The 26869-nt window shown below is 28.5% G+C and carries 28 protein-coding genes; 9 read left to right on the top strand and 19 right to left on the bottom strand.

Annotated elements, in window-relative coordinates; all coding sequences use genetic code 11:
* Positions 1-58: 58 nt before the first annotated feature.
* The gene (locus Lupro_RS00665; protein ID WP_068205581.1) at positions 59-823 is read right to left on the bottom strand and encodes a carboxypeptidase-like regulatory domain-containing protein; all 765 of its coding nucleotides are present in this window, start codon (positions 821-823) and stop codon (positions 59-61) included.
* Positions 807-1589 carry a peptidase associated/transthyretin-like domain-containing protein gene (locus Lupro_RS00670; protein WP_068205582.1) on the bottom strand — a complete coding sequence of 261 codons (783 nt, stop codon included), beginning with the start codon at positions 1587-1589 and terminating at the stop codon, positions 807-809. The genes Lupro_RS00665 and Lupro_RS00670 overlap by 17 nt, the downstream gene beginning before the upstream one ends.
* 100 nt (positions 1590-1689) lie before the next feature.
* Here Lupro_RS00670 and pepE point away from each other — a divergent pair, with 100 nt between their 5' ends.
* A complete protein-coding gene (gene pepE, locus Lupro_RS00675) occupies positions 1690-2397 on the top strand; it encodes a dipeptidase PepE (protein WP_068205583.1) in 708 nt (235 codons plus the stop codon).
* Here the strand turns inward: pepE and Lupro_RS00680 are convergent.
* The 8 genes from Lupro_RS00680 to Lupro_RS00715 form a co-directional block, all read right to left on the bottom strand.
* Positions 2389-3108: a DUF4369 domain-containing protein gene (locus Lupro_RS00680; RefSeq protein WP_068205584.1), complete on the bottom strand. Its 720-nt coding sequence runs from the start codon at positions 3106-3108 to the stop codon at positions 2389-2391. The genes pepE and Lupro_RS00680 overlap by 9 nt on opposite strands.
* A gap of 15 nt (positions 3109-3123) precedes the next feature.
* Entirely contained in the window at positions 3124-4266 is a 1143-nt protein-coding gene (ribB, locus tag Lupro_RS00685; protein ID WP_068205585.1) for a 3,4-dihydroxy-2-butanone-4-phosphate synthase, read from the bottom strand.
* A gap of 5 nt (positions 4267-4271) precedes the next feature.
* Positions 4272-5714, bottom strand: a complete 1443-nt coding sequence (locus Lupro_RS00690) for an LptF/LptG family permease (RefSeq protein WP_227807455.1) — start codon at positions 5712-5714, stop codon at positions 4272-4274.
* Positions 5715-5716: 2 nt separating this feature from the next.
* On the bottom strand, positions 5717-6370 hold the full coding sequence (gene lolA1, locus Lupro_RS00695) for an outer membrane lipoprotein periplasmic chaperone LolA1 (protein ID WP_068205586.1): 654 nt from the start codon (positions 6368-6370) through the stop codon (positions 5717-5719).
* A 23-nt stretch (positions 6371-6393) separates the two neighbouring features.
* The gene (locus Lupro_RS00700) at positions 6394-8757 is read right to left on the bottom strand and encodes an FtsK/SpoIIIE family DNA translocase (RefSeq protein WP_068205587.1); all 2364 of its coding nucleotides are present in this window, start codon (positions 8755-8757) and stop codon (positions 6394-6396) included.
* A 52-nt stretch (positions 8758-8809) separates the two neighbouring features.
* On the bottom strand, positions 8810-9178 hold the full coding sequence (locus Lupro_RS00705; RefSeq protein ID WP_068205588.1) for a diacylglycerol kinase family protein: 369 nt from the start codon (positions 9176-9178) through the stop codon (positions 8810-8812).
* A 7-nt stretch (positions 9179-9185) separates the two neighbouring features.
* A complete protein-coding gene (gene tpx / locus Lupro_RS00710; protein WP_068205589.1) occupies positions 9186-9683 on the bottom strand; it encodes a thiol peroxidase in 498 nt (165 codons plus the stop codon).
* Positions 9684-9771: 88 nt separating this feature from the next.
* Positions 9772-10404 (bottom strand): peroxiredoxin, encoded by a 633-nt coding sequence (locus Lupro_RS00715; RefSeq protein ID WP_068205590.1) that lies wholly within the window; start codon positions 10402-10404, stop codon positions 9772-9774.
* Positions 10405-10586: 182 nt separating this feature from the next.
* Here Lupro_RS00715 and Lupro_RS00720 point away from each other — a divergent pair, with 182 nt between their 5' ends.
* Positions 10587-11945 carry an MATE family efflux transporter gene (locus Lupro_RS00720; RefSeq protein WP_068205591.1) on the top strand — a complete coding sequence of 453 codons (1359 nt, stop codon included), beginning with the start codon at positions 10587-10589 and terminating at the stop codon, positions 11943-11945.
* On the top strand, positions 11932-12162 hold the full coding sequence (locus tag Lupro_RS00725; RefSeq protein WP_068205592.1) for a hypothetical protein: 231 nt from the start codon (positions 11932-11934) through the stop codon (positions 12160-12162). Before Lupro_RS00720 ends, Lupro_RS00725 begins: the two co-directional genes overlap by 14 nt.
* Before the next feature lie 3 nt (positions 12163-12165).
* On the opposite strand, the gene Lupro_RS00730 is transcribed toward Lupro_RS00725, so the two are convergent.
* The 3 genes from Lupro_RS00730 to Lupro_RS00740 all read right to left on the bottom strand — a co-directional run bounded on the left by Lupro_RS00730 (position 12166) and on the right by Lupro_RS00740 (position 15866).
* Positions 12166-12675 (bottom strand): hypothetical protein, encoded by a 510-nt coding sequence (locus Lupro_RS00730; RefSeq protein ID WP_068205593.1) that lies wholly within the window; start codon positions 12673-12675, stop codon positions 12166-12168.
* Positions 12676-12690: 15 nt separating this feature from the next.
* Entirely contained in the window at positions 12691-13569 is an 879-nt protein-coding gene (locus Lupro_RS00735; RefSeq protein WP_068205594.1) for an OmpA family protein, read from the bottom strand.
* An 89-nt stretch (positions 13570-13658) separates the two neighbouring features.
* Positions 13659-15866, bottom strand: a complete 2208-nt coding sequence (locus Lupro_RS00740) for an endonuclease MutS2 (protein WP_068205595.1) — start codon at positions 15864-15866, stop codon at positions 13659-13661.
* A 58-nt stretch (positions 15867-15924) separates the two neighbouring features.
* On the opposite strand from Lupro_RS00740, the gene Lupro_RS00745 reads away from it, so the two are divergent.
* The gene (locus Lupro_RS00745; protein ID WP_068211287.1) at positions 15925-16590 is read left to right on the top strand and encodes a uracil-DNA glycosylase; all 666 of its coding nucleotides are present in this window, start codon (positions 15925-15927) and stop codon (positions 16588-16590) included.
* 181 nt (positions 16591-16771) lie between these two features.
* On the opposite strand, the gene lipA is transcribed toward Lupro_RS00745, so the two are convergent.
* The 6 genes from lipA to Lupro_RS00775 form a co-directional block, all read right to left on the bottom strand.
* Positions 16772-17644, bottom strand: a complete 873-nt coding sequence (gene lipA / locus Lupro_RS00750; protein ID WP_068205596.1) for a lipoyl synthase — start codon at positions 17642-17644, stop codon at positions 16772-16774.
* 35 nt (positions 17645-17679) lie between these two features.
* Positions 17680-18909 carry an NRAMP family divalent metal transporter gene (locus Lupro_RS00755; protein ID WP_227807456.1) on the bottom strand — a complete coding sequence of 410 codons (1230 nt, stop codon included), beginning with the start codon at positions 18907-18909 and terminating at the stop codon, positions 17680-17682.
* Positions 18906-19472 carry an RNA polymerase sigma factor gene (locus Lupro_RS00760; protein WP_418001100.1) on the bottom strand — a complete coding sequence of 189 codons (567 nt, stop codon included), beginning with the start codon at positions 19470-19472 and terminating at the stop codon, positions 18906-18908. Before Lupro_RS00760 ends, Lupro_RS00755 begins: the two co-directional genes overlap by 4 nt.
* Positions 19466-20563, bottom strand: coding sequence for a glycosyltransferase (locus Lupro_RS00765; RefSeq protein ID WP_068205597.1), 1098 nt, complete (start codon positions 20561-20563; stop codon positions 19466-19468). The genes Lupro_RS00760 and Lupro_RS00765 overlap by 7 nt, the downstream gene beginning before the upstream one ends.
* Positions 20564-20566: 3 nt before the next feature.
* The gene (locus Lupro_RS00770; RefSeq protein WP_068205598.1) at positions 20567-20752 is read right to left on the bottom strand and encodes a membrane or secreted protein; all 186 of its coding nucleotides are present in this window, start codon (positions 20750-20752) and stop codon (positions 20567-20569) included.
* Positions 20753-21108: 356 nt separating this feature from the next.
* The gene (locus Lupro_RS00775) at positions 21109-23220 is read right to left on the bottom strand and encodes an elongation factor G (RefSeq protein WP_068205599.1); all 2112 of its coding nucleotides are present in this window, start codon (positions 23218-23220) and stop codon (positions 21109-21111) included.
* 249 nt (positions 23221-23469) lie between these two features.
* Here Lupro_RS00775 and Lupro_RS00780 point away from each other — a divergent pair, with 249 nt between their 5' ends.
* The 5 genes from Lupro_RS00780 to Lupro_RS00800 all read left to right on the top strand — a co-directional run bounded on the left by Lupro_RS00780 (position 23470) and on the right by Lupro_RS00800 (position 26801).
* Entirely contained in the window at positions 23470-23901 is a 432-nt protein-coding gene (locus Lupro_RS00780) for a DUF2141 domain-containing protein (RefSeq protein ID WP_082703830.1), read from the top strand.
* Positions 23902-23933: 32 nt separating this feature from the next.
* Positions 23934-25277, top strand: coding sequence for a 2TM domain-containing protein (locus Lupro_RS00785; protein WP_068205600.1), 1344 nt, complete (start codon positions 23934-23936; stop codon positions 25275-25277).
* A 68-nt stretch (positions 25278-25345) separates the two neighbouring features.
* Positions 25346-25642 carry a 2TM domain-containing protein gene (locus tag Lupro_RS00790; RefSeq protein ID WP_068205601.1) on the top strand — a complete coding sequence of 99 codons (297 nt, stop codon included), beginning with the start codon at positions 25346-25348 and terminating at the stop codon, positions 25640-25642.
* Positions 25617-25961 (top strand): 2TM domain-containing protein, encoded by a 345-nt coding sequence (locus tag Lupro_RS00795; RefSeq protein WP_099092384.1) that lies wholly within the window; start codon positions 25617-25619, stop codon positions 25959-25961. The genes Lupro_RS00790 and Lupro_RS00795 overlap by 26 nt, the downstream gene beginning before the upstream one ends.
* 87 nt (positions 25962-26048) lie before the next feature.
* Entirely contained in the window at positions 26049-26801 is a 753-nt protein-coding gene (locus tag Lupro_RS00800) for a LytR/AlgR family response regulator transcription factor (RefSeq protein WP_068205602.1), read from the top strand.
* The last annotated feature ends 68 nt before the right edge of the window (positions 26802-26869 follow it).

The following is a 26869-nucleotide window of genomic DNA, read 5'->3' on the forward strand; positions in this document are numbered from 1 at the left end:
TTTTTTTGCTAATAAACAAAAAGCATTCCAAAAAACAATACGAGGCTATCTTAAAAAATTAATATTTAAGTGAATTAAATTCTCTTGCTTGTTTTATTAAAAAATTTTTGATTGTAATTTCATTACTATTGTAAAAATTTTTGAGACCATTTCCTTCGCAATAGTCTAAAAATAAATTTATTTTATTTTTTGGTATGTGAAGCCATTCAGTAAAGAAATCTTCTTCGTATTGATTTTTGAGTGTTGTAGAAAGATTATCTTTTAATTGTAGAATTCTTTCTTGTTCATCTTTTCTTTTTTTACTTTTTAAGCGTAATTTTTTAGTAAGCATGCCTAATATAGTTATAAAGTCAGCACCTTTAAATTTAGCATTTGGATCTGTAAGTCTTCTTGCATTAGGAGGTTTGCTTCTAGCTATTTTGTCATTGTTTAAAACAGTCCCTTTGATAATAGATAGGTTTCCCCAATTAGTGTTTATTTTTTTTGTTAGCATAACTTCATTTAATAAATTGTAATTTGGTTCTAAATACACTACAATTTCTTTTGTGTTTAAATGTGTATCTGAAATTACAATAATTCGTTTTTTATAAACAATTGATGAAATTAATATAGAATCTCCTTTAGCTGCATAAATTATAAAGAGTCCGTTTTTATCACTAGAAGCGCCATTTTTTGTAGCTTTATTAATAATATTTACGTCTTGAAGGGCTATGGAATCGTACTTTACTGTTCCTAAAAGTTTGGTGCGCTTTTCTTGTGCCTTCAATAGTATTTGAGACAATAAAAATAGGACTAGTATGTAATTTTTAATTTTTAATTGCATTGTAAATTTTGCTTTCTTGCTGTAAAATTTCTATTACCTCTAATAATCTATGGTTATAATATTTATGAATAATAGCTCTATACTCACAATAAGCTATAAAATTATTAATTCTTTCTTTTGGAATTTTTAAATTTATTGTAAAAAAATCTAAACCTAATTCTTTTTTTATTTTGCTGGGGAATTCTTTCTTTTTTAGAAGGTCACTTTTTAATTTTCGTAATTTTATCATACGAAAATCTGGAAGTGTAGCTCCACCATTACTTCTCATTTTAATGGGGTCAGTCATGTTTTGGGCGTTAGGAGCTTTCAAAAAACCATGTATGTCTGGCCCTAATTTTTTACTTAAATCACTTAATTTAAATACAAAGTTATGTTTTGGGAATGTGTCTTTTGGGACACTTTTAATATCAATATCTAAATTACCAGATAAACTTTCCAAAAAAACTTCATTCAAAATATTTACCAATGGGGTTAAATGAACCTTTAATTTTTTAGTTTCAATAATATTTTTTGTTATCAAAATTTTTAATGTTTGATATTGAATGGACGAAAATAATATGGTATCATTTACTGCTACTTTTAGTTCAAATTCTCCAAAATTATTACTAACAGAGCCTAATTTTGTATTTAAATTAAGGATATTAATATTACTTACAACTTTATGAACGCTAATTATTTCTCCCGTAATAGAGGTGCGTTTTTCTTGAGTAAAACAGTTTATGGTACTGAAAATAGCCAAAAATAAAGTGGTTAGTTTAAAATTCATTAACAACAAAGAAAGTTATTGAAATCTTAAAATAGTATTAATACTATGGTAAACTTTTGTTAAAGCGCCTAAATTAGTACATTTGATAAAATGTTTTACAATGAAAAAATTAGTTGTTGCAAGTACCTCAACAGTGCATGGAAAAGGTTATTTAGAATACATTTTACCTTCGCTGTCTGACTTTTTTAAAGGAGTGCACGAAATACTATTTATTCCATACGCTCGCCCAAGTGGACTTACTTATGAAGCTTATACAGAGATTGCAAAAAATGCTTTTGAAAAAATACATATTAAAATAATAGGTATTCATGAATATTTAAATCCTATAGATGCCATAAATAACGCTAAAGGTATATTTATTGGTGGAGGAAATACATTTTTATTAGTTGAGCAGTTGTATAGCCATAAATTAATTTCTGCCATTAAAAATGTAGTTGAAAATGGTGTTCCTTATTTTGGAACCAGTGCAGGAAGTGTTGTTACAGGTATAACAATGCAAAACACCAATGATATGCCCATAATTTACCCGCCAAGTTTTGACACATTTAAACTTTTAAAGTTTAATTTAAATTGCCATTATTTAGATCCAGACGTTAATTCTACTCATATGGGAGAAACAAGAGAAACACGTATTCATGAATTTCATACACTTAATAAAATTCCTGTTTTAGGATTAAGAGAGGGGAGTTGGCTGCAAGTTGAAGGAAGTAAAATAATTTTAAAAGGCAAGCTGAATTCACGATTGTTTCAACAAAATAAACCAACAGTTGAGTTACCTCCTGAAACGGATTTTAGTTTTTTAATGTAAGGCTAAAAATGATGCAATTATTTGAGCATCAGGTGAATTTTTTATTTCGTTTGATAAATTTTGATAAGTTCTTTTTATTCTAAGCGTATCAATGGTAGTAGATTTCAACTGATCTCTTAAAATTATTGGTGCTATGTATGAGTTTTTGTTTTGAAGAATATAATCAAAACTGAAATTTATAAATTCTTTTTCAATTGATTTCATTTTAATTCTTATTTCGTGCAATTCTTTTGCATCATTTTCTAATCGAGCTTTTTGAAATTGGGGAAATAAATAATCTATTTTTTTAAATAGCTGTTTTGATTTTGTTTTGTACTCACTAAGTTTATCATTTAACTTTGATCCTTTAATCAAAGGCTCATTTAGCTGGTTTGAATTTAAAAATATCTCAAAGTTAGTATTTTCAATAATAAGTAATACAACGGTAGAAAAATCTTGAAAAGTTAACGCAAAGCGTTCAGGAAATTCTACCATTCCCTTAAAAGTAAATGTATTGTTGGTTACTTTTGATGAATCTATTGGGTAAAGTGAGTTTTCAATTATCTTATTTAGATAAACTTTTTGGGGATAAAAATTTTCTAAAATCCCTTTTAATTCAAATCCTTTAGTATCAGTTGGTATTGAAACAGTTGGTTGCTTTTCTTGTGAATCATATTCTTTACATGAAAGTAATATCAAACTAAAAATAACAAGTAAAAAAAAGTGTTTCATACCATAAATTTTACATTAATAATTTACATATTCAATTATTTCTAAACCATAACCTGTCATACCAACTCTTTTTCTAAATGTATCAGCATTTGATAAAACGCGTAGTTTTGTAATTCCAATATCATGTAAAATTTGAGCTCCAATCCCAAAATCTTTTTCATCCATTTGAATATTTGGAGTATATGTTTTTTTCTTTAATTGATTTTCTTTTAAAACGGCTAATCTATTCAATAAATTAAATGATTGATTTTCCTGATTAATAAAAACAACAGCACCTTTCCCTTTTGTGTTAATAATATCAAATACACGTTTTAATTTATCGTCAGGGTTATTTGTTAATGTTCCTAATATATCATTATTAACTAATGTTGAATTCACTTTAACTAATATTTTTTCATCTTTTTTAAATTCACCTTTGGTTAATACAATGTGTACTTGATTGTTGGTTGTTTGTTTATAGGCACGTAACCTATATTCACCAAAACGTGTGTTTATTGTAAAATCTTCAGACAATTCTATTAAAGAATCGTGTTGCATACGGTATTCAACCAAATTTTCAATTGAAATTATTTTTAATTGATGTTCTTTAGCAATTTTCATTAATTGAGGAAGCCTAGCCATAGTGCCATCTTCATTCATAATTTCAACAATTACTCCAGCGGGGTTTAAACCAGCAAGTTTTGCTAAATCAATAGCTGCTTCTGTATGCCCTGTTCTACGAAGTACACCACCTTCACGTGCTTTTAATGGGAAAATATGTCCGGGTCTGCTTAAATCATGAGGTTTAATGGTTGCATCTGTCAAAGATTTTACTGTTGTAGCTCTGTCTTTAGCTGAAATTCCAGTAGTTACGCCTTTTCCGTGGTAGTCTATAGATACAGTAAAAGCGGTTCCTAACGGATCTGTATTTAACCCTACCATTAAATCTAAATTTAACTCTTTACACCTACTTTCAGTTAAAGGAGCACAAATAAGCCCTCTACCTTTGGTAGCCATAAAATTTATCATTTCAGGAGTAACTTTATCTGCCGCTGCAACAAAATCACCTTCATTTTCTCTATTTTCATCATCAACAACAATAACAATTTTACCTTTTTTAATATCATCTAAAGCCTCTTCAATAGTATTTAGTTGGATGTTATTTCTATAAGCCCCCATATTTTTTAATTACGTTTTATAATTTTTTTATAAATATTTTGAATTTTATCAAAAACAGCATCAATATTGTAAATGCCCATTCCTTTTGTAGCTCTTCTTGTTAATAGAATTCCAAAGGGTAATAATATTATTGTAGATAACCAACTTCCCAATAGCGTACTAATGGCGCTTTCTTCTGATAAGTTTCCTCCAAGTTTAGAGATAAAGAAGTAAATCACAAAAATTACGATAGCCATAATCATAGGTAATCCAAACCCTCCTTTTCGTATGATTGAACCCAATGGAGCCCCAATAAAAAACAAAACTAAACAAGCCAAAGAAAATGAAATTCTGTAGTAAAACTCATGGTCATATAGGTTTAATAATTTTCTTTTATTTTTAAAACTAGTTTTCTGATTTGAGCTGTGGTCTATTGTACGTTTTAATAATTGCAATGATTCACTAAGTACAATGGTTTTATTATTTAAGTTAAAATTATTAAGTATTTCAGGATCTAATTTTTTATCAATAAGTGAATCAGGGTATTTAATTAATTTATGACCTTCAATCATATCGTAAAAATACTTAGCTCTACTACTAATAAACTTATCGTATTTAATTTTATTTACTTTTGAAATAGAGTCTAATTGAGTTATGCTAAGCATACTATGGTGTTGCTTTATATCTTCCTTATTTAAATTGTCTTCATCATTAAAAGAAGAAATATCAATGTTTATAACATAGGTATCAAATGTAGCATTTGAGAAAGGCATTTTTGCTTTGTCATTTCGTTGAGCAGTTCGTTTTATATAATCTTCATAATAATTACCATCTAACAGGGTCAATGTCATATATTTACTGCCTTCTTCTGTAGAAATTATTCCTTTTTTTGCTGTTATTACTTTTATTTTCCCATTAGCAGCACTTAAATCTGCTATTTGAACATTTTTTAATAAGTTTTTTTCTTCACCATACTTTTCATCAAACTTTATGCTATAACCTGGTATTTCAGTATTAAAAGCACCTGGAACCAACGCTAAAGCAGGTTTTTTCTTTTTAATATTTAAGTATAAATTTTTTTGTTTAAGAGTTGCCCATGGATAAATATTATTTAAGAAAATAAAGTTGAAGACACTTATAAATAAGATAAAAATAATTAAAGGTCTCATAATTCTTTTTAGCGAAATACCGGCAGATTTAAGTGCTGCAAACTCATAGTTTTCAGATAAATTTCCCAGTGCCATAATTGAAGATAGTAGTATTCCAATTGGCAAAGCCATGGGGGTGAGGGTAAGCGCTAAATAGCCAAGAAATTTTAGTATAAAAAAAACGTCTATTCCTTTACCTGCAATTTCATCAAATGCCAACCAAAGAGATTGCATAACCAAAACAAAAAGAACTACAAAAAATGTAGCTAAAAAGGGTTCTAAAAAACTTTTTAAAATATATTTATCTAATATTTTCAACACTATTATTTTGGTTCAGAAATCGTATATCTTTTTTGATCTCTGTATTTTGCTGTGTCAAAGATAAAAAGCTTTTCTGAAATAGGTTGATTTGTTTTGAAAGTTCTTATTTGAAGTGTGGTAACAGTATCATTTTTACCAACTTCAATAATGTTGTAAATATGTTTTGTTTTAACATCAATTCCAATCAATACACTTTTAATTTCTGAATTACTATCAATAGGCGTTAGCTTTACATATTGTATTTTAATACCTTTTGTAGATTTTAATTCACCCATTTTATACGTATAACCATTTTTATAGAATGAAAACATTATGGAAGGTGTTAGTGTTTCACCTTCATCATCTGATGGTTTTTGAATAATTACCTCTTCATCTTCATGAATTATAAGATATACTTTTTTCCCATCAAAAATTTGTTCAGTACCCATATAATTTAAATGGTATAAATCCCCTTTTAGGGTAACATTGCCTCTTGTTTCTTGGTGTACGTCAGCTTCTGTATTGTCAAATTTATGATTAAATTCTATATAGATATTTTTATAGGCTTCAATTTTTTGAGCCACTTCATCTAACAACGTTTTAGCCTTGTTAGTGTTTTGACTGAACCCAGAAAAACTGAGTACAATTATTGCTAGTATTAATGTTGTTTTCCTCATTTTATTTGGTTGTTCTTTATTGCTTAATTTGTTTCGTTATCTAATAATTGATTCAATGCCATTTCATCTGGAATGAGTACTTGCCTTGCTTTACTACCTTCAAACTGCCCTACAATACCAGCAGCTTCTAATTGGTCAATTAGCCTTCCAGCTCTATTGTATCCTAATTTTAATTTTCGTTGTAATAAAGAGGCTGAACCTTGTTGTGCATGTACAATTACTAAGGCGGCATCTCTAAACAAAGCGTCTCTTTCACTAATGTTAATATCAATACTTGTGCCAACTTCTTCACCACTATATTCAGGTAATAAATAAGCTTGAGGGTAAGCTCGTTGTAAGCCAATAAAGTCTGTAATTTTTTCAATTTCAGGTGTGTCAACAAATGCACATTGTAGTCTAATGATATCATTCCCTCCAGAGAAAAGCATATCACCTCTACCAATTAATTGATCGGCACCTTGACCGTCAAGAATTGTTCTAGAATCTATTTTTGAAGTAACTCTAAAAGCGGCTCTTGCAGGGAAGTTTGCTTTTATAATACCAGTTATTACGTTAACAGATGGACGTTGTGTAGCTACAATTAAATGAATACCAATGGCACGTGCTAATTGTGCTAAACGGGCTATTGGAGTTTCAATTTCTTTTCCTGCAGTCATTATTAAATCTGCAAATTCATCAATAACTAAAACTATATAGGGTAAAAACTTATGTCCATCATTTGGGTTTAATTTTCGAGCTTTAAATTTTACATTATACTCTTTTATGTTTCTAACCATTGCAATTTTTAGTAAGTCATAACGCGCATCCATTTCAATACATAGTGAGTTTAGCGTATTAACAACTTTGGTAGTATCTGTTATAATTGCTTCTTCTGTATCTGGTAATTTAGCCAAATAATGTCGTTCAATTTTATTGAATAGTGTAAGCTCTACTTTTTTAGGGTCAACCAATACAAATTTAACTTCGGCAGGATGTTTTTTGTATAATAATGAAGTTAAAACAGCATTTAAACCAACAGATTTACCTTGGCCTGTTGCACCAGCCATTAAAAGGTGAGGCATTTTAGCAAGATCAATTACAAAAGTTTCATTTGAAATTGTTTTCCCCAATGCTATTGGTAATTCCATTTCTGAATTTTGAAACTTTGTTGAAGAGATTACCGATTTCATTGAAACCATAGTTGGGTTTTTATTTGGAACTTCTATACCAATGGTTCCTTTACCAGGAATTGGTGCAATAATACGAATTCCCATTGCTGAAAGAGATAATGCAATATCATCTTCTAGATTTTTAATTTTTGAAATTCTTATACCAGCTACAGGAACTATTTCGTACAAAGTTACCGTTGGTCCAACGGTTGCTTTAATACGATCAATACCAATATTGTAATTATTAAGTGTTGAAACAATTCGATTTTTGTTTGCTTCTAATTCTGCTTGATCTACAGAAATACTTTCATTATAATCTCGTAATAGATTTAATGTTGGAAATTTATAACTACTCAATTCAAGTGTAGGATCAAATTCACCAAAATCTTTCACCAATTTATCAGACAAGTTTTCATTCACGTGATTTTCTTCTACAATTTGATCTACTGCAATTTCAACATTGTTAGTCTCAACATTTTCATCAATTGTATTCTCTAAATTTAGGGTTGATTTTTCTTCTTCAAGAGGGGTGTTGGAATTGGTTGAATAATTTTCTTGAGTAGATTGATTATTATTTAAAGGTAATTCAATAGATTGATTGTCATCTTCTAAGGAGCTTTCGGTTACTTCATTACTGTTCTTTTTTGAGCTTTTAAAGTTGTTTTTTAAGGCTTCAGGTGTTAATTTAAAACGAATTACTAAATAAGAAATACCTAAAAATAATAGTAGTAAAATTAATCCTGTTTTCCCTAAAAATTGTTGTAAATACAAATTAATTTCATACCCTAATACACCAGCTAATAAAGAGTTTTTATAGGCCAAAAATCCAAAGGTGATTGACACCCAAAGAATTCCTAAAACTCCCCAGCCCCAACTTTTTTTAATTTTTTTTAATTTTCCTTTTAAAAAAATAGATATGCCAGAAAAAAATAAAAGGAAAGGTATATAAAGTGCTGCAACTCCAAAACTTTTATAAATAAAAAAATGACTAATGCTTGCTCCAATTTTTCCTAATAAATTTTTTACGGTAATATTTTTATCTGTAAAATTTGAAAGTTGACTTTGATCTTCTTGCCAGTTAAAAAAATAAGATATAAATGAAATTAATAAAAATATAGCAAACAATATTACAAACACACCAATAATAGTTTGTGTTTGCTGGTTTCCAAAAAAAGATTTGGTCTTTTGAAAACGAGGCTTGATTATTTTTTTTGTTGAAGTTTTTTTCTTTTTAGCCATTTACCGTATTATCTCACAAAAATATAAAATTAATATGATTGTGGTTAAATTCCTAGATAAATTTAGGTATATAAATAATTAAACCAATAATAATAGCAAATATTGCAGCAAAAAACGCTGCACCGGCAGAAATATCTTTAACTCTACCAATTTGTTTGTGATATTCAGGGTGAATAAAGTCGGCAATTTTTTCAATAGCAGTATTTAATGCTTCTGCTACCAAAACAAGTCCAATTACAACTAATTGAAACATCCATTCGGTAGCAGAAATATGCATTATAAAGCCCATAATTGTCATGAAAATTACAATTATAACTTGTGCTATGATACTATTTTCAGAAGTAATTAAAATCCAAAAACCCTTAGCAGCATATTTTACTGATTTTAGACGATTTAGAAAAAAATTATTTCTTGAACTCATATTTAATTTATAATGCTTTTAGCGCATCTTCATAATTTGGTTCATCAACAATTTCAGGAACTTGTTGTGTATATGTTACTTCTCCTTCTTCATTAATAATTACAATTGCTCTTGAATGTAAATTGGCAAGAGGACCATCTTTAATTGTTACGCCGTATGCTTTTCCAAATTTTCCTTTTGCAAAGTCAGATAATGTAATAACATTATCCAATCCTTCAGCACCACAAAAGCGTGCCTGAGCAAATGGTAAATCTCTAGAAATACATAGTACTTTTGTATTTTCAAGATTTCCAGCCTCTTTGTTGAACCTTCTAACTGAAGCTGCGCAAGTACCTGTATCTAAACTTGGAAAAATATTTAAAATTAGTTTAGATCCTTTAAAATCTTTTAGTTTTGCTTTGGATAAATCAGATTTTATTAAATTAAATTTTGGTGCTTTCTTACCAACCTTAGGTAATTTTCCTACCGTGTTAATTGGATTACCTTTTAGTGTTATTTTAGTCATAATAATTATATTTTAAACATCAAAGTTAGTTTAAAAAGTAAAAACTCCCGAATTAATTCGGGAGTTTTTAAAATATATTTGATTTTTGTTAGTGTTTAGATAAGTAATCGGCCACACCTTCATGCGTAGCTTTTAATCCTTCTTTTTCTGAACTCCAATTTGCAGGGCAGGCTTCACCGTGTTCTTCTGTAAATTGTAATGCATCAACCATTCTTAAAGCTTCATCAACATTTCTCCCTAAAGGAAGATCATTTACAACTTGGTGACGTACAATTCCATCTTTATCAATTAAAAATAAACCACGATAAGCAATTAATTCTCCGCTAGCCTGTAATTGATCGTTATCATCGTAATAATAATCACCCGCTAATACATCGTAATTTTTTGAAATTGTTTTATTGGTATCAGCAACAATTGGATACGTTACACCTTGAATTCCTCCTTGAGATTTTGGCATTTGTAACCATCCCCAGTGAGATTGTTCAGTATCTGTAGATACAGCAACTAATTGAACATTTCTTTTTTCAAATTCTGCTAATTTCTCTTGAAAAGCAAACAATTCAGTAGGGCAAACAAATGTAAAATCTTTAGGGTAAAAGAATAAAATAACATATTTATTTCCTTCAAATTGTTCTAAAGAGTAATTTTCAACAAATTCCACTCCGTTTACTACCGCTTGTGCGCTAAATTTTGGTGCTTTTTTTCCAACTAATACAGCCATTATTATATTTTTAATTTATGGTTAATAATTTTGTTTTGCAAAGCTACAAATTTATATACAGATTTAAAATGATGTTAATTTTAATATTTTATTACGAAATAGATTTTCTCTATAATAAATAACTTTCTAACATTTCAATACGTATAAAATCTTGTATATTCGCAATCTAAAATTTAAACCTTTTGAAGCTTAAAAATTACACTTCTGAATTTAAAAATAATTTAAAGTTAGCAACTCCAATTATGATGGGTTCATTAGGCCATTTATTAGTTGGTTTAATTGATGATATTATGGTGGGTAGGCTTGGCCCAGTTGAGTTAGCCGCTACTTCACTTGGAAATAGTTTGGTTTTTATTGCACTTTCTATTGGTATTGGATTTTCGTTTGCAATAACACCTTTAATTGCAGAGTCTGATGGAGAAGGAGATGAAGAAAAAGGAAGAAATATTTTTCAGCATGGATTAATTTTGATGACTATTTTAGGCATTGCCGTTTTTGGAATGTTATTGTTTATTAAACCCATTTTGTACCATTTAGACCAACCAGAAGAAGTGGTAGCATTAGCAATTCCTTATTATGAAATTGTTGCAATGTCTATGATTCCACTAATGATTTTTCAAGGTTTTAAACAATTTGCAGATGGCTTGTCCCAAACAAAATATGCTATGTATGCCACAATACTTACCAATGTTGTGAACATTATTTTAAATTTTGCGCTAATTTATGGTATATGGATTTTTCCAAGGTTAGAGTTAGTAGGAGCTGCAATAGGTACCTTAATTTCTAGGATTGTGATGGTGGTTTTTTTATATATTGTATTAATGAAAAAACAAAAATTTGTAGTTTATATGAAAAGATTACAATTTCATGAGATTAAAATTAAAACTTTCAAAAAAATAATAAGTATAGGATTTCCAACAGCACTACAAATGTTATTTGAAGTTGGGTTATTCACAGCTTCAGTTTTATTAGCTGGCACTTTAGGAGCCTTGCCTCAGGCTGCAAACCAAATAGCGCTAAAATTAGCTTCAACTACATTTATGATAGCAGTAGGTATTGGCGTTGCCGCAACAATTAGGGTGAGTAATCAAAAAGGACTGAATAATTTTATTGAGTTAAGGCGTATTGCGTTCTCAAACTTTTTGTTAATATTAATAATTATGTTTACCTTTTCAATTGCATTTATGCTATTTAGAAATGTACTACCTTGGATGTTTACAGATAATTTAGAAGTTATTGAAATAGCGTCAAGCTTATTAATAATTGCAGGTTTTTTTCAACTGTCAGATGGGTTGCAGGCCGTTATTTTAGGAGGGCTAAGAGGGTTGCAAGATGTAAATATCCCTTCAGGAATAACATTTATAGCTTATTGGATAATTGGTTTTCCTGTCTGTTATTACTTAGGAAGAGTTGCAGGCCTTGGTACTTTGGGAATTTGGATAGGCTTACTTACTGCATTAACCAGTTCAGCAATTATGCTGTTTTTTAGATTTAACTATTTATCAAAGAAATTAATAAAAGAAAAAAATGGACTTACCTAAATTTTTACTAGGAGATAATACCGATTACTCAGATAATATCTTTATCATTCATACAGAATTCCCACGATTTATTATCAATTTAATTGATGATGAAATAGAGTGGTTAGAAGATTTTCAAGGTGAAGATCAGAAACAATTGGAAAGTGAAGTGGTAACACTTATAGACTTGGCTAGTAAATTTTATGATCGTGAAATGGAGCGGTATAAAGAAGAATAAAAATTAGTTTTTAGATTCATTTATTAATTTAAATGCTTGTCCAACCCAGTCATCTCGTTCAATTCTACCTGCAAAAAATTTAATTAGTTCGGTAATTTTAGCAATATCTCTGCTATTAAAATTACTTATTTGTTCAAAGGTGAAAATTCCAATGGCATTTAGTTTCTTCTCAATTGAAGGTCCAATGCCTTTTATTTTTTTTAAATTGTCTTTATTTTCAATAGATGCAAATCCTATACGATTAAAATTTAAACCTCTGTCATAGGTGTCTATAGGAATTGTTTTTATCATTTTTTTACCACCGCGCTCAAATGTTTTGGTAGCTCTAATTTTGGATAGATCATCTTTTATATTTAAATCAACATACTTATCTGAGTTATGAGGTTTACTATTCTTTTTTCTATATGCTTTAATTTTTCCAAAAAACAAACCAATTAAAAAGGCTCCTAGCATCCAAAAAAAAATTTCTAATAGGTGTATGATACTTGGGTTTGAAAAAATGGATAAGGACATAGTAAATTATAAATGTTAGTTAATTTTAATTTCAATTCTTCTATTTTTTGCTCTTCCTTTTTCAGTCGTTTTTTCGGCAATTGGTTCAGACTCACCTTTAGATTGCGTTAATATCTTATTAGCGTTAATACCGTTATTAATAAAGTATTTTTTAATTATTTTAGCTCTATGGAGTCCAATAATTAAATTGTTGTTAAAATAACCTAAGTTATCGGTATGCCCTGTAACCAGCACTTTTTTAGTAGGGTATTTTTGTAAATATTGTTTTAAAATTTGAGTGTATTCTTTTAAATTTTTAGCAGGTATTAGAACATCATTCTGAAAGTTAGGATAAAGAGTTTTATTGTGAATAATAGCCTCAATACTATCTAAATAATTTTGCGCTATTTTGTCAAAACTCAGCTGAATACCATTGTTGAAAATTTCTTTGTTATTGAATGAGAAATTTTCAACTTTTCCCGAAATTTTAATTCTATTTGTTTTTATACCTAAATGTAGTAGCATATTTTTTACAGTCTCTGCACGTTGAATTCCTATATTTTTGTTGGGGGCAACTTGAATTTCAGTTTTTAAATATTTTCCAATTATATGAAGTTCTTTTGCATAATTGTTTGTTAAAATAAATTTAATACTATCAGCTAAATATGGGATATTAGTTATGTTTGAAACAGATGGTTCATTTTGTTTTATGGTAAATCCAGTTGAGAAATTGTAAATAGTACCATTAGTTTTATCAATAACCGATAACTGGAATTTTTGAGGTGAGGTAACAGTTGTGTTTTTTGATGAAATATTACAATTGTTGAAAAATTTATAGCTAATAAAATAATGAGACGTAAGTGCAATTAAAACCCAAACAAAAAAAACAGTGATGGCTTTAAAATAGTGTAGCATGATTTATTTTTTAGCACGCTAAATTTAAGGATAATTTTTTTTGGTTGCAAATTTATCTTTCTGCAAATGAAAAGATTAGAACTGTAAAACTATTTGTTTTTAAAAGGTTCAACTAACTCAAGTTTGTTTAAAGTAGTTTTTGTTGTAAAAATGCCATAATTAATAAAGACGTTATTTTTTTCAATCTTATCAATAGTTCCACATGAGTTGCTACCAATAATACGAACTTTATCTTTTGCTTGAAAAACATAATTGGCTTTATGTTTTGCAATTTTAGTTGCTTCTATTTTTTTTATTTTTCTAACTTTAACTACTTCAGCTAACACTTCAATTTCAGTAGTTTTTAGTTTCTTTTCAATTTGCCATTTTTTAGCTTTTTCCTTATTTTTTTGAGGCTTAGTTTTAAGTTTAAGAGGGGTATTTTTTAAATGCTTTGTTTTTTCATTGGCTACCCATTTATTAAAATCTGTAATAAGTTGTTTTTTATTATTGGTTTGGAAATATTTATGTACAAATTCATGAACTTTTCTTCCTAAAGAAAGCATTTTTTGATTGTTATCATATAATTCTTGAAAATTTTCTAGTTTCTCTTGAACTTTTTGTTTCTTTTCAATTAAGCTATTGGTTTGTTCTGTAGCTTTAGATTTTATTTTTTCTAAAACTTCTGAAGTTTGCTGCAGTTTATTCCTTTCTTTTTGAAGTTTTGAGATTGTTTTATCTAATCTAATTTTTTCACCTTGAACTCTTTTTTTTGCTTTGTTAATTAAACTAAATGGAATTCCATTTTTTTGAGCAACTTCAAAAGTAAAAGAGCTACCCGCTTGCCCAATAAATAATTTATATAATGGTTCCAACGTTTTTTCGTTAAATTGCATATTAGCATTGGCAACATTTTCCAATTCACTTGCTAATACTTTTAAATTTGCATAGTGTGTAGTAATTATTCCAAAAGCCCCTTTTGTGTAAAACTCTTCTAAAAATATTTCAGCTAAAGCACCTCCTAATTCAGGGTCGCTTCCCGTTCCAAATTCATCAATTAAAAATAGGGTATTACTATTGCATTTTTGTAAAAAATTACGCATATTTTTTAAACGGTAGCTATATGTGCTTAGTTGATTTTCAATAGATTGATTATCTCCAATATCTGTTAATATTTTTTCAAAGAAAAAGGTTTTTGAACGTTCATGAACAGGTATTAATAAGCCACTTTGAAGCATTACTTGTAGTAATCCAATAGTTTTAAGCGCTATACTTTTACCTCCAGCATTTGGTCCAGAAATAACAATAATTTGTTGATTTTTATCAAGTTCAAGTGTTTGTGAAACGGTTTTTTTATTTTGTTCATTATTTTTTACTAATAAAATAGGGTGATATGCATTTTTTAAAAAAATTCTTTTCTCGGAAGTAATTTTAGGCAAACATCCCTTTATTTTTACGGCATATATTGCCTTTGCAGCTGTAACATCAAGTTTTATTAAGTAGTTTTGATAGTCTTTTAAATCTGGGGTGTATTGTCTTAATAAATTTGTTAATTCCTTTAAAATTCTGACTATTTCTTGATGTTCTTCATAAATTAAATTTTGTAATTCTCTACTAAATTGTAAAGTAGTATCTGGTGCAATAAAAACAATACTTCCTGTTTTGGAACTTCCTACTAAGCTACCTTTTATTTTTCTTCGGTGCATTGCTTGAACCGCTAAAACACGTTGATTGTCAATAACTGATTCCCTAATTTCATCTAAGTAACCTGCATTGCTGTATTGGCTTAGAGCTTTGTTAAAACTTCCGCCAATTTTAGAGCGAACCAAATTAATATCTTTTCTCAGTTGTTTTAATAAGGTTGAAGCATTTTCTTGAACTTCTCCAAAAGGAGTAATTATTTTTTCTATATTTAGTACTATTTGCTTTTGGTATGTTATTTTTTGAGAAGCTTCAAAAAGAAAAGGATGGTATTCTCTAAATTTTTTAAAAAATTGCAGTAGTTCAAAAATTGTAGTTGAATTATTTAGTATTTTTAAGAAAGAAGTAGGCTCTAGATAACTATTTTCAATAGATAATAAATGTAATTCTTTTTGAATATCATCAAAATAATGATTGGGTATTTTAGTGTCGTTTTCAAAGGTTGATAAATATTCATTTACTTCTTCTAATTCTGGCTTTAGTTTTTCAAGAGTTTGAAAAGGTTTTATTTGTAAAGTTTCAGCTTTACCTAAATTTGAAATACAGAATTCACTTACAGATTGTAAAACGGTATTAAATTCTAAATCAATTAATGTTTTTTCTGAAATGTTACTCATAAAAAATAGTACTTTTGAAAAGTTAAGCAAAAGTATAAATTTAAGACGAATAGCAACAATGAAAGTTGAAATAGCTGAAAGTTGGGTAAAAGTATTACAACCTGAATTTGAAAAACCATATTTTAAACAACTTGCTCAGTTTGTTAAAGATGAATATATAACAAATAATTGCTTTCCTAAAGGAAATCAAATTTTTGAAGCCTTTAATTTATGCTCTTTTGAGGATTTAAAAGTGGTAATAATTGGTCAGGATCCGTATCACGGTATTGGACAGGCACACGGACTTTGCTTTTCTGTTAATGAAGGTGTTGCTCATCCACCATCATTAATTAATATTTTTAAAGAAATTGAGACAGATTTAAATATTCCTTACCCAAAAAGCGGGAATTTAGAGCGTTGGGCAAAACAAGGGGTACTTTTATTAAATGCCACATTAACTGTGAGAGCTCATAATGCTGGTTCTCATCAAAAAAAAGGCTGGGAAGAATTTACAGATGCCGTTATTGAAAAAATTTCAGAAGAGAAAAAGAATGTAGTTTTTTTACTTTGGGGAGGTTTTGCTAAAAAGAAAGGATCGAAAATTGATAAAAATAAACATCATATTTTAACTTGTGGGCACCCATCACCTTTAAGTGCTAATAGAGGTTATTGGTTTGGTAATAGGCACTTTAGTAAAGTGAATGATTATTTAGAAAGAAAAAAAATAGAAAAAATAAAATGGTAGTTGTTACACAAGGTTGTACAAAAAATAAAAAAGCACTACTAGAGTGCCTTTTTATCTAATTAACTCAAAAAGTTATACAATGAAAACAAAGTTATGCAAGTACTTTGCTGACAGATATATTGCAATTCTTATGCCAAAATTAGGGAGGTGTTGTTAATTAAAAGTTAAAGTAAAAATAAATCTATATTAAGTGTCTTTGTGCTTTGTAAGAAGAACGTACTAATGCACCACTCTCAACATATTTGAAGCCCATTTTTAACCCTAGTTCTTTATATTTATCAAACTGTTCAGGTGTTATGTATTCAATAACTGGTAAATGTTTTTTACTTGGCTGTAAATATTGCCCAATGGTTAAAATATCAACTTTAGCATTTGCTAAATCTTGCATAGTTTCAATAACTTCAGTTTCAGTTTCACCCAATCCAAGCATAATACCAGATTTTGTTCTAAGTTGGCCTTTATCTTTCATATATTTTAAAACTTCTAAACTACGATCATATTTAGCTTGTATTCTAACTTCTCGTGTTAAGCGCCTAACAGTTTCAAGATTATGAGAAATTACTTCGGGAGCAACAGTTAAAATTCTATCAATATTTACTTTATTCCCTTGAAAGTCGGGTATTAATGTTTCAATTGTTATTTTTGGGTTTGCTCTTCTTATGGCGTTAATTGTTTCAGTCCAAATTATAGAGCCACCATCTTTTAAATCATCTCTATCTACAGATGTAATAACAGCGTGTTTAATTTTCATTAATTTAATTGAACGTGCTACTTTTTCAGGTTCTTCCCAATCTACAGTTTCAGGTCTTCCAGTTTTTACACCGCAAAAACCGCATGAACGTGTGCAAATATTTCCTAAAATCATAAAGGTGGCTGTACCTTCAGTCCAGCATTCACCCATATTAGGGCAACTTCCACTAGTACAAATGGTATTTAATTTGTACTTATCTACTAACCCTCTTAGTTCAGTATATTTTTTACCAACAGGTAATTTTACTCTTAACCATTGGGGCTTTTTAATTTTATTAGGTGATGAAATTATTTTTTCTGACATTTTTTATGAAAATTGACTGCAAAAGTACGAAGAATTTATAAACTAAAGAGGTACCAAATACTAAAGCTAATTAAAAATAGTATGCCAAACCAACTCATGATTTTTAAAAAAATGGAAGGTCTCCATTTTTTTGGAGTATGTTTTCCTGAAATTAAAATATAGTTTATAATAGCAAAGAAGGGGGCGGTTAAAAATGATAAGATAGTTGCAATTTTTATAAGCACTCCCATTTCAGACATAAAGAAAACCAATATTGATATGGTTCCAATTGCTAAAAAACTAATCCAAAACCAGTACATGTTTTTGTAATATTTTTTTGTTAGAAGTTCAAATGTTTTGGTCATTGCCCGTGGAGACGCATCTAAAGTAGTAATGGTAGTGCTAAACATAGTTGTAAATGCAGCTGCTGCTATAAAAATAGTTGTTTTACTTCCTAAATTTTCAGTATAAAGGCTAATTAGTTGCTTAGAAAATTGTGTTGCGCTTCCGCTAAAAATTTCACCTGAGTGATTCATTACAATTGCGCCTAAAGAAACAAAACAGATTCCTAAAATTAACGTTGCTACAAAGCCAATATTAAAATCGAAAATAGCCTGTTTTGTGGTAAATTCATTACTCTTATCTTTTTGTTTCTCTATGGCCCAAAGAGATTGCCAAATAGAAATGTCAAGTGGTGCAGGCATCCAACCTAAAAATGCAATTAAAAAACCAATTTCAACACTTCCTTTAGGCAAAACTTGCGTAAAATTATAAGTTGAGGGAGTATTATAAGCTGCAATTATTAAAGCAATTATGGTACTTAGTGTTAATGTTATAATTATAATTTTCATTAAATTATCTAGTAGTTTGTATTTCCCTACAATTAATAATGTAACGCAAATAAGTGTTATTAGAATACTCCAAATAATGGGATTTGTAGTGATTCCAAATAAATTAGCAGCCAAACCAGCTGTAACAATAGTAACAGCAGCCTGTATGGTAAACATGGTTGCTATGTTTAGTATAAAGTAGGTAATAAGTACTCCTTTTCCCAGCCTTTTGTACCCGTCCAACAAGCTTTCACCTGTTGCTGTTGCATATCGAGGGCCAAATTGAAAAAATGGATATTTAACAATATGAATTAATACTAAAGCCCAAATTAATCCAAAACCAAAATCAGCTCCAGCTCTTGTAGATTGTACTAAGTGTGAAACGCCAATTGCTGCACCAGCAAAAAGTAATCCTGGGCCTAATTTTTTTAACCAGTTTATTCTTGCGATATTCAATTTTTAGAAGATTTTTTTATTATTTCAGCTAATAAGTTTTTAGCACGTAATAATTTAACTTTAATGGTATTCATAGGCTCATCTAATGAATTTGCCATTTCTTTATAACTCATTTCTCTAAAATATCGAAGATTTATAACTTCCTGGTAGTGAGGTTTTAGTAGTTTGATGAAATTTTTTAGTTGTATTAAATTTTGTTCAATAATAAGTTGGTCTTCTGGAGATGGAGTTTCGTCAAATATTTTATATGCTTCTGATTCTTTTTTGTTTATTGAAATAGTATCGGTATGTTGCTTTCTTAAATGGTCTAAAAAAATATTTTTCGAAATTGAAATTAGCCAAGTTTTAAAATTATATTTATCATTATATAAATGAATTTTGTCAAATGCTTTTGAAAAAGTTTTTATAGTAATATCTTCTGCTTCATCTTCATTGTCAGTTTTAGAAAATTGAAAGCGGTAAACATCACTCCAATAAGTGTTTAGCAAGGTGTTAAAAGCCTTTCTGTCATTTTTCTTGGCTTTTTCAATTAAATTAAGAATATCAATATTTTTTTTCACCAGTGTGTGGGCTTTGAAATAAGATTTTTGATAAAGATAAACATTTGTACGAAGATTAAAAATATTTCATAAAACGGTATTAGTAATATTAAATCTGTTTCATTTAATTTCTTTGCTGAAAAACCTATAATAACGTACAGAAATAGAAATCTTATAAAAATTAAAAAAATAATTATTGGCCATTTGTATAAATTCAATAAAAGAATAGTTCCTAAAATCCAGAATAGTATTTGTGAACTATAAAAAAAGGCTAATAAAAATTTGTGAAGTGGTTTGTAATAAGCGGCAGTTGAAATATGTCTTCTCTTTTGTTGAATCCAACTTTTAAATGTTGTTTTTGGAGATGATTCAGTATAACTGTCTTTTGAATAGCAAATGGTTGTATTTTTTTTTATAGCAGTTTGATTGATAAATAAATCATCATCACCAGATTTTATTTTTAGATGTTTAGCAAAACCATTAACACTATAAAATAAAGATTTAGTATAGGCTAAATTACGACCAACACCCATATAGGGAATCCCTATTTTGGAGTAAGAAAAATATTGGATGGCTGTTAAAAGAGTTTCAAACCTTATTAATTTATTTAAAATGGATTTTTTAATTTTTTTGTAAGACCCAAATCCAAGTACAATTTTATGTTGGCTGTTAAAATTGCTTGCCATTTCAGTAATCCAATTTTTGGAAAGAGGTTTGCAATCAGAATCAGAGAATAATAAGTGCTCGTATGAAGCATCTTTAATTCCTTGTGCTAAAGCATTTTTTTTACTTTTCGGTGTAATAATATTTATAATTTTAATTGAGACTGAAGCTTCCTCTTTAAATTGCCTCATTATTTTCAAGGTGTTATCACTAGAAGCGTCGTTAATTAAAACCAGCTCAAACAATGGGTAGTTTTGATTTGTAAAAAAAGGAATATTTTTTTTGAGGTTTTCAGCTTCATTTTTTGCACAAATAAGGACTGAGACGGGTTGGTTAAAATAATTTTTGGGTGGTATATTTTTGAACCAAACAAATGAACCAAAAATAAAAATATAGTAAACAAATTGAATACAAATAATTACTATAAAAGCAATAAAAATGTATATAATCATTTTTTATTTATTTTCACATTGGTCAGGTAATTTACCACAATAACCGCATGCTTCACCATTTTTGTTTAAGTGAGGATTTTGACTTGCACAAGTTCCAGCAAATTTACCATCTTTTTTTGCCCAAAGTTTAATTGATAGGCCTGCAATTCCGAGTCCTAGTAACGCTAATGTAATTAATAAAAGTTTCATAAGTAATAAATTTATAGTGCAAATATAATTAATTCTAACTGGAAGAATGTGTAAAATTTAGTACTAAATCACCAAAATTATTTAATTATTAAATACATATTGAATTGTTCTTAAAAATAGATTATTCACACTTAAAATGTTAATTGTTAATAAGTTTACTTATTATTTAAATAAAAAAATGATATATTGCCAATCAATTAATATTTTAAACCTTTTCTTAAAATACCTTTGTTTTAAATACCAACTAAAGCTTTAAGAATTATAAATTGATTGAATTAATAAATATTAATTGATTATTACTAACAAAAAAGACTCGTCATTTCGGCGAGTCTTTTACTGTTTTAAAAGTAGGTTCGCTATTCTTTATTCTTTTTTATAAGTTCTTCTTGAACATTGTTAGGTACCAATTCAAAACTTGAAAATTTAGTGCTAAAACTTCCTCTACCTTGGGTTATAGATCTTAAAGTTGTTGAATATTTATACATTTCTGCCAATGGTGTTTTAGCTTTAATGGTTTGATATTTACCATCACTATCCATACCTAGTATAATTGATCTTCTAGACTGTAGGTCAGTCATAACATTCCCCATTAATTCTTCAGGAACTTTCACAGTAATTTCATGTATAGGTTCTAGTAATTTAGGTTTAGCATTTAAAAAAGCTTCTTTAAAAGCGTGTGCAGCTGCAATTTTAAATGAAATATCATTAGAATCAACAGCATGCATTTTACCATCAAAAAGCATAACCCTAATGTCTCTTGCGTAAGATTTTGTTAAAGGGCCTTCTTCCATAACCTCTAAAATTCCTTTTAAAACTGAAGGTAAGTAGCGTGTGTCAATAACACCTCCAACAATACAATTATAAAATACCAATTTACCTCCCCATTCTAAATCTACTACTTCCTTACCTCTTATGTTAAACCCATCTGGTTCAGGCATTCCTTCAAAATAAGGTTCTATTTTGATATGAACTTCGCCAAATTGACCCGATCCTCCTGATTGTTTTTTGTGTTTGTAACTAGTAGTTGCAGAGCGTTGAATTGTTTCTCTATATGTTATTCGTGGTTGCTCAAAATTGGCTTTTATACCATATATTTTTTGTAAAGTCCAATCTATAGTTGCTAAATGTAACTCACCTTGACAAGATAAAATTTGTTGTTTTAATTCTTTTGAATATTTGATAATAACTGTAGGGTCTTGATTGTGAATTTTTTTAAGAGCATCGTTTAATTTTTCTTCATCATTTTTATCAGCTGCAGTTATCGATTTATTTATTCTTGGTTCTGGAAAATGTATAGGTTTAATTGTAATGTTTGAACCTTTGGTTCTTAAAGTGTCATTTGTTTTAGTATACTTTAGTTTTAATGTAGCCCCAATATCTCCTGCGCATAATTTTTCAACAGGTTCACGATTTTTACCATCCATAATGAACAATTGATTTACTATTTCAATTTCTTCATTTCTAGAGTTTTCCAATTTATCATTTTGTTTAATTTCTCCAGATTTTACTTTAAAGAAGCTAATTTGCCCTAGATTTGGTTCATATAAAGTTTTGAAAATAAATAATGATGTTGGTGCGTCAGACTTACATTCAATGGTTTCACCTTCAACACTTTGCTCTGGTTTTAAATCTGCTGATGATGGCGCAACGTTATCAATAAATCCCATTAATCTACCACTTCCCATATCATTTAGTGCAGAAATACAAAAAACAGGAAATAACTCATGATTTAACATTCCTTTTTTTATTCCTTCTCTCATTTCATCTTCATTTAAGGTACCCTTATCAAAATACAATTCCATTAAATCTTCATCATTTTCGGCAGCTTTTTCAATCAATTCATTTTGTAGTTTATTGGCTAATTCTTTTTGGTCTTCAGGAATTTCTAATTTTTCAGGTTTACCACCGTTAGGTCCAAACTTGTACATTTTCATTTTAAGAACATCAATAATACACTGTGCACCATCAACAATAATAGGGTATTGAATTTTAATTGCGTGTTTTCCTATTAAATTAACAATACTTTTAAAGCTTTCTTCAAAATCAGCATTTGGGCTATCTATTTGGTTTATGGCAAAAACTGTTGGTAAAGAAAATCTATCTACATAATTCCAAATTATTTCAGTACCAACTTCAACACCTTGTTGTGCGTTTACAACTACAATAACCGAATCTGCAACGCGCATTGTTGAAGCAATTTCACCTATAAAATCGTCTAAACCAGGAGTGTCAATAAGATTTATTTTGTAGTTACGCCATTCAGTATGAAGTGGGGTGGCAAATATGGAAGTTTCTCTTTCTTGTTCAATTTCGTGATAGTCTGAAACAGTGTTTTTGTTCTCTACGCTACCACGACGTTTGACTAATCCAGCTTCAAAGAGCATTGTTTCTGCCAGTGTAGTTTTGCCACTTTTATTTGCGCCTACAATAGCAACATTTTTAATGTGTTTGTCATCATATATTTTCATAATATAATTGTTTTTGTGAAAAGTTGTATAAAGTTACAAACTTTTTAATACAAAAATATGACTAATGTTAGTGTTTTTTTGAAAGGGGATATTTTAGTAGTTGTATTGAATTTTCTTATGGTAGATTATATAAAAATAACAACTCATCATTATAAAGTCACAATTCAGTTAATTAAAATTGTGGTTTGTACATTTTTAAAAGACTTTTGAAATGTAAAACAAAAATAATATTAATTAAAAATAAGTAATATGCAACATTTAATTTTAACACTCGTATTAGTCTTTTCATCAATTGGGATGTCATTTGCTCAAGAAAATGATACAAACAAAAAAGGTACAATAGTTACTGCATTTGTGGTAAATGCTTTGAATGATAAAGGAACCATCAAATTTGCTTTTTATACCAAGGAAAATTTTAGAATGAAGCCTCTATTTGCAAAATCGGCAAATATTGAAAATGGAAAAAGCACTGTAACTTTTAACAATGTTCTAAAGGGAGAATATGCAATTATTTGTTATCATGATGAAAATGATAATGGCAGAATGGATTTTCTTGAAAATGGGATGCCTCAAGAGAGTTATGGAACTTCAAACAACCCAATGAATTTTGGCCCTCCAAATTTTGAAAGCTCTAAATTTGAAGTGGCTAATGAAAATTTATTTTTAGAAATTAAGTTTTAAATTGCAATTAATAAAAAGTAAGCCATTATAAAATGAAAACAGACATTAAATATTTATTAAAAATTTCACTAATAATTGCAATCGCAATATTTGTAATAGAACGATTGTTTTTTACAGGAGGTTTTAATCAGCCAATAAATGAGTTGGTTAAAATATTTGGTATTCATTTTATGTATGCTTTTGTTTTAACAGTAATTAATATTTATTTCTTTTCCTTTATTGGGAAAAAAATTTCTTGGAAAGAGAATGCAACTAAGAGATTAATTATTGGAGCTTTAGGTTCTGTAATTTTAACTATGATTGCACTTGTTTTATTAAGATTTGTAACAATAGTTATTGTTTTAGGAAATCCAATTGAGCAATTTTTAACAGACAAATATGCAAGCAGTTATTACACTTTTGGACTAGTTATTACATTGTTTGTATCACTAATTTTTCACGCTATATTTTTTTACAAAGCATTAACAGAAAAAAAAGTTGCTGAACAGCAAATAGTGGCAAAAACAGAAACTGCTAAATATGAATCTTTAAAAAGTCAGATAGATCCACATTTTTTGTTTAACAGTTTAAATGTTTTAACATCATTAATAAGTGAAAATCCAAAACAAGCAGAAAAGTTTACTACCAAACTATCAAAAGTGTATAGGTATGTTTTAGAACAAAAAAATAAAGACTTAATTGAATTGGATGAAGAGCTACATTTTGCAAAAACATATATGGAATTGTTAAAAATGAGATTTGAAAATGCAGTAACATTTGAGATTCCTGAAAAAGCAAGCAATTCTGAATTTAAAATCTTACCATTATCGTTACAATTATTATTAGAGAACACTATTAAACATAATGTGGTTTCAGAAGAAAACCCATTAAAAGTTACTATTAAAGAAGAAAATGGGTATTTGGTAGTTTCTAACAATTTTAGCCCTAAAACTATTTTAGAGAAAGGTACAAAAGTAGGATTGAAAAATATAATTGACAGGTATAATTTAATAACATTAAAGAAGGTAGTAGTTGAAAAAACAACTAATCAATTTATTGTAAAATTACCATTATTAACACAAAAAATAAAAAACATGAGAACATCAGAACATATAGAAAGTAAAAAATATATGCGTGCCGTTGAACGTGTAGAAGAAATAAAAGGATTTTATAGTAGCTTAATAGCTTACTGTATTGTAATTCCGTTTTTAATATTTATAAATATAAAGTACAGCCCGGCTTTTTATTGGTTTTGGTTTCCAATGGTAGGTTGGGGGATAGGGCTCTTATTTCAAGGGTTCAAAGCCTTTTCATATAACCCATTTTTAGGAAAGGATTGGGAAGATCGAAAAATACAGGAATACATGAATGAAGATAAAAAGCAATACTGGGAGTAGCGTTAATTAAAAGTAAAAGATAAAAGTTTAAAAAGGCAAAAAGTTATAAATACTAAAAAAACATTAAAATGAAAACGCACTATACAGAAGAAAATAAATATATAAAAGCAAAGAAAAGAGTTGATAATTTAAAAGGATTTTATTCAAATTTGTTATCTTATTGCCTAGTAATACCTTTTTTAATTTTTATAAATTTAATGACATCTCCAAATCACTTATGGTTTTGGTGGCCAATGTTTGGATGGGGAATAGGGATAGTTTTTCATGCATTTGGAGTATTCAATCATAAAATTGGATTGGGCAAAGAATGGGAAGATCGTAAAATTAGAGAATATATGAATGAAGATAATTATAGTGAATTTTAAGAAGATGGAAAATAACTTTACAGAAGAACAAAAATATATAAGAGCAAAAAAGAAAGTTAAATCAATAAAGGGTTTTTACGTACATTTAACTGTGTATCTTTTGGTAAATGGATTTCTATTATTATCACAGGCATTATCTCATGGAGGATGGAAAATATTTTGGGAATGGCAATCGTATTCAACTATGATATTTTGGGGGATAGGAATTTTATTTCACGCTTTTAATGTGTTTGGAATGGGGATTTTATTAGGTAAAGATTGGGAAAATCGTAAAATAAAAGAACTAATGGATAGAGATAAACAAGATACTTGGGAATAGGTAAATAGTTAAAAAAAGCTAGAAAGTTTGAATACATAAAGGTAGTGAAGCTACACAATTAAACAAATAAACAATTCAGCATTAATAATGAAAGTAGTTATAATTGAAGATGAAAAACCAGCAGCACGAAGATTGAGTAGAATGTTAAATGAAATTGGGTTAGAACCAATTACAATGTTACATTCTGTTGAAGAGGCTGTAAATTGGTTTTATACAAATGAACATCCAGATTTGTTGTTTTTAGATATTCAACTCTCAGATGGTTTGTCCTTTGAAATTTTTGAAGAAGTTGAAGTAAAGAGTGCTATTATTTTCACCACTGCTTATGATGAGTATGCTTTGAAAGCCTTTAAATTAAATAGTATAGATTATTTATTGAAGCCCATTGATACTGATGAGTTAGAAAATGCAGTAAACAAGTATAAAAAAATCCATGCTAATAAAATGAATCAAAGCATTAATTTTGAACAATTAAAAAATTTAATTTCTCCTTCGCAAAAGAATTATAAAAAGCGATTTACTGTAAAAATAGGACAACATTTAAAAATGATTTCAACAGAAGCAATAGCGTGTTTTTACAGTGAAAATAAAGCAACATATATTCATACAATAACCAATAGAACTTATTTGGTAGAAGATACGCTAGAACAGTTAGAAGAAAAATTACAACCAGAGATTTTTTTTAGAGTAAGTCGTAAATTTTTTGTAAATATAAATGCAATAAAAGATATTATTTCGTATACAAATAGTAGGTTGAAAATAGTACTTAATAACTTTAATAACAATGAAATTATAGTAAGTAGAGAGCGAGTGAAAGATTTTAAAAATTGGATTAATTAAGGAGCAATTAACAGTTAAATATTTATAACTAATACTATTTGAATCACAATATTTGAAACTGATACTAA

This window comes from Lutibacter profundi (assembly GCF_001543325.1).
Taxonomy (GTDB): domain Bacteria; phylum Bacteroidota; class Bacteroidia; order Flavobacteriales; family Flavobacteriaceae; genus Lutibacter; species Lutibacter profundi.